This window comes from Thiocystis violacea (genome assembly GCF_016583575.1).
Taxonomy (GTDB): domain Bacteria; phylum Pseudomonadota; class Gammaproteobacteria; order Chromatiales; family Chromatiaceae; genus Thiocystis; species Thiocystis violacea.
On the sequence record NZ_NRRG01000115.1, the window covers coordinates 1 to 3,477 of the forward strand.

Genomic DNA, 3,477 nt, shown 5'->3' on the forward strand with positions numbered 1-3,477 from the left:
ATTCCGCCTTCGCTTGGCGCTTGGCGTCCTCGTACAGTAAATCGTCGATACGCACCGGCATGCCCATCCTTTTATCTCCCAGAGTTTGCTACTTTTGTAGTTTAGACGATGCGGTCGGGTGCTGCAAAAACTCGAAAAAAACTCGGGGTTTTGAGTAGACCGGGCGCTCCCCGGACGGTAGACCACCTACGCGGCTTCGGGACTCTCGCCCCCTACGCCACTCCGGTGATCCGCTCGCGCCGAGGCCTACCCGGGACTACCGGCCTCGCGCTTCGCGCCTCCATGGCCGGCAGCGGGTGCTCGTCTATAACGCACCGCCCGCTTGGCCTGCGCCCGACCTGACAGGATCGGCTCTCACCCAAAATCAAAGTTTCTCGGGGCTCTGTGTCGGATTCAGTGCCACACCCTTCACCTCGTGTCACTCATTTCTCTGACCATCGGGCTGACGCCGTCCAGTCATTTCACTTCCGAGCGGCTGACTAAGCCTTACTCGGGAGAGCTTCCCGCTTGCGCGGTTCTCTCACAGTCGGCAACCATTGCGAGGTCACCCAGGTCTCCCATTGCACACTCCCCCAGAGCTGATCGAATCTCTGGTTGAAGCCCCAGCCATCTAGCGACCCTCTGCTCTTCCTGTCTCGGCGCGACTTGCATATCTGTACAGACGCGCCTAACGTCGACCCATGGAGATCGAATTCGACCCAGACAAAGCCGCCGCCAATCCGGTCAATCACGAGGGAGTGACCTTCGATGAAGCACGTCATGTGCTGCTTGATCCTTTCGCGCTCACGCGCGAAAACTTGGACGCTAACGGCGAACAGCGGTTCGTGACCCTCGGCATGGGTGGCCGGGGACGTGTCCTAGTGGCGGTGTGGACGCTCCGAGGCGATCGCATTTGTTTGATTTCCGCTTGGAAAGCTAACCAACCCCAACGGCGCCACTATGAACAACCGTTCTGACCCCCTTTTCGACGACTATGCCGACCTGGATTTTACCGATGCCAAGCCCGTTTCCGAGGTGCCAGCCTTAGCACGGCTGCAAGCCGAGCGAGGAAACCAGTCCCAAGTCACGATGCGGGTGGATAACAGGATCTTGGCGGCGTTCAAGGCACACGCCGAGATGATGGGTGGCAATTATCAAACGCTGATGAACGAGGCGCTGCGCCAGTTCGTTGAAGGGCAGACGCTCGCGAATGTCGTGCGCGAAACGATTCGGCGCGAACTTCATCAAGACGGAGCCAGGTAGAGAAAGCCGGGGTCAGGTCTCCCATTGCACGGAGCCACTTACGGACGCCGCCGCGTGATGTCGTACTGGTCCCAGCACGAATCCGAAGAAACCCCTCGCCTTGCGAAGCCACCAACCGCCGAAATACCACGTATCGTTATCATCCTTCCTCTTGGAGCAGACGTGACAGCGCCTCAACGTCGATATCGGACTGATCGGCTTTTGAGTAGATCGTGACCAGTAACACGTCGGTTGTTGAGCGCAGGTAATAGATGATGCGATAGCCGCCGCTCTTGCCGCGCCCAGCGGAAGTATTACGAACGCGCACCTTGTAGAGCATGTCACCCACGCCCTGAATACGGTCACCAGGGGTTTGGCCCGCAGCGAGTTGATCGATGATCGGCTGAAGATCGTCACGAATTCGACGATAGCGTCGGCTTAAACGCTTGATCTGCCGTTTGAACGCCTCTGAGTAACTGACAACCACCGCACTTAATCCGTGTCGATGCCGTTCCACAGCGTTTCGACCGGATGGATCCGTCCGGCCCGAACATCTCGCCAGCCATCGCGGAAGGAGTCGGTCGCGTTCGGCCAAGGTGCCTCCTCTTCGAGACCCTCACGGAAGGAGTGGACAAGCCGCAGCAGTAATGATCGGTATCGTTCGGGGGTGCGCTCGATCTCGGCGTGTAACTGTGCGGTGATGTTCGTGGCTTCAACGGTCATGACGCGGTCCTCTTGATGGCGGCATCTAAAGCGTGAATTAAAGGGGCCAAGCTTGAATTGTTATCAAAGAACTATAACACCTTTCGATTGAAGTCTCGGAACGGGGTCTCCCATTGCACACCCCAAGGGAACGGGTCACAAGGGAACGGGGTCAAAAGCCGGGGTCAGGGGTGAAGCCGGGGTCAGAAGCCGGGGTCAGGTCTCCCATTGCACACGCAAAGCCCAAAGCCGGGGTCACAAAGCCGCAAAAAGCCGTTGCACATCTCAAAGTTCGTCCCAGACCGATTTCTCAACAAGACAAAACGGGGTAGTCCGCGCAGACGTGCGACCCTATCGATCATTCGATCGTCTCGATGCGGTCTTGGTAAATCCGAACCAATCGGTTACTCGTGCTCAATGTGATGACTTGCGGCCACAATCGGGTCATCAGGCCGTGGAAGTCACGCATCCGCATGTTTCCGATACGAATGTGAATAACCCGTGGTGGCGGCGAACTCACCACGATTCGATCCGAGAAGTCCGTATCCTTCGACACGATCACCATGTTGCGCTCACGGGCATACTCCCAAATCTGGGTGTCCGTCCAAGTCTCACCGAGATCGCGCATGTGTGAACAGTCGCCACCCGACCACAAGGCGAAACGATACGGGAGGTTGACATCGATCAGGAAACGCGGCATCAGGCGACATCGCGCAGCATATAGCGACGGGCCATCAAGTGAGCGGCAAAGCGCAGGCAAGCCTCGATGTCCGCCGGCTCTAGCGAGGGATACTGGCGCAAGATCTCGTCCGGGGATTCCCCCACACTCAAAAAACCGAGAACCGTCTCGGCGGTGATCCGCATGCCCCGGATCGTCGGATGCCCGTTGCAGATATCTGGGTGAACGGTGATCCGGCCATCCAAGTATTTGAGCGAGGCGTCATGATCGATGACGGCATTCATCGCGCGTTAGGCTCCAAGTCAGTTATTTCGTCTGAATGATAGCAATGTCGAGAGGAGAAAGCCGGAGAAAAAAGCCGGGGTCAGGTCTCCCATTGCACATCCCATCCGCACAGCGGCGTCGGTTGAGTTGTCGCTATTGGCCACCCAACATTCGCGCTCGCTCCACCCGACGTTGCTAGCGGCTAGTGGCGACATCCCGCCCCAGGCCGCCCTTCCGCCATGCCATCTGCGAGGATCGCACTCTCTGAAGCTGGTCGAGTGACTGTGCGCTAACGTCGACCTCACCCCGTCATGAACGGGTGGGATTGCCCGTCTACGGGTGCTGGTGCCGTCTCTTCAGTACAGGTTGCGGATCGTATAGCGGCGCTATACTATCGCGGCATGATTCGTAGTTTCCGCCACAAAGGACTCGAAACCTTTTACCGCACAGGGATGCCTTGTTCATTATCCCGACCACCGCCCTCAGGCCGCGACCGGCATCAGATAGGGTCGTTTCGGCGGGCGTGGCCGTCGGCGTCGCGGTCGCGGCGGCAAGGGCACACGCAGGAGGATCTGCTCGAACAGCGCGGGGTGTGTTCGCCCGAAGAAGCG

The 3,477-nt window shown here is 58.4% G+C and carries 6 protein-coding genes; 2 read left to right on the forward strand and 4 right to left on the reverse strand.

What is annotated here, in order from left to right; genetic code table 11:
• Positions 1 to 680: 680 nt before the first annotated feature.
• Together CKO27_RS23460 and CKO27_RS23465 are read left to right on the forward strand one after the other, a co-directional pair.
• Positions 681 to 956: a BrnT family toxin gene (locus CKO27_RS23460; RefSeq protein ID WP_200377330.1), complete on the forward strand. Its 276-nt coding sequence runs from the start codon at positions 681 to 683 to the stop codon at positions 954 to 956.
• Positions 940 to 1,242: a BrnA antitoxin family protein gene (locus CKO27_RS23465; RefSeq protein WP_200377331.1), complete on the forward strand. Its 303-nt coding sequence runs from the start codon at positions 940 to 942 to the stop codon at positions 1,240 to 1,242. Before CKO27_RS23460 ends, CKO27_RS23465 begins: the two co-directional genes overlap by 17 nt.
• Positions 1,243 to 1,381: 139 nt before the next feature.
• Here the strand turns inward: CKO27_RS23465 and CKO27_RS23470 are convergent, their stop codons facing one another.
• The 4 genes from CKO27_RS23470 to CKO27_RS23485 all read right to left on the reverse strand — a co-directional run bounded on the left by CKO27_RS23470 (position 1,382) and on the right by CKO27_RS23485 (position 2,886).
• Complete coding sequence (locus CKO27_RS23470; protein WP_200377332.1) at positions 1,382 to 1,708, reverse strand: type II toxin-antitoxin system RelE/ParE family toxin; 327 nt, start codon at positions 1,706 to 1,708, stop codon at positions 1,382 to 1,384.
• Between the two features lie 5 nt (positions 1,709 to 1,713).
• Complete coding sequence (locus CKO27_RS23475) at positions 1,714 to 1,944, reverse strand: hypothetical protein (RefSeq protein ID WP_200377333.1); 231 nt, start codon at positions 1,942 to 1,944, stop codon at positions 1,714 to 1,716.
• A 337-nt stretch (positions 1,945 to 2,281) separates the two neighbouring features.
• A complete protein-coding gene (locus CKO27_RS23480) occupies positions 2,282 to 2,623 on the reverse strand; it encodes a DUF5615 family PIN-like protein (RefSeq protein ID WP_200377334.1) in 342 nt (113 codons plus the stop codon).
• Complete coding sequence (locus CKO27_RS23485; protein ID WP_200377335.1) at positions 2,623 to 2,886, reverse strand: DUF433 domain-containing protein; 264 nt, start codon at positions 2,884 to 2,886, stop codon at positions 2,623 to 2,625. The genes CKO27_RS23480 and CKO27_RS23485 overlap by 1 nt, the downstream gene beginning before the upstream one ends.
• Positions 2,887 to 3,477: the final 591 nt, after the last annotated feature.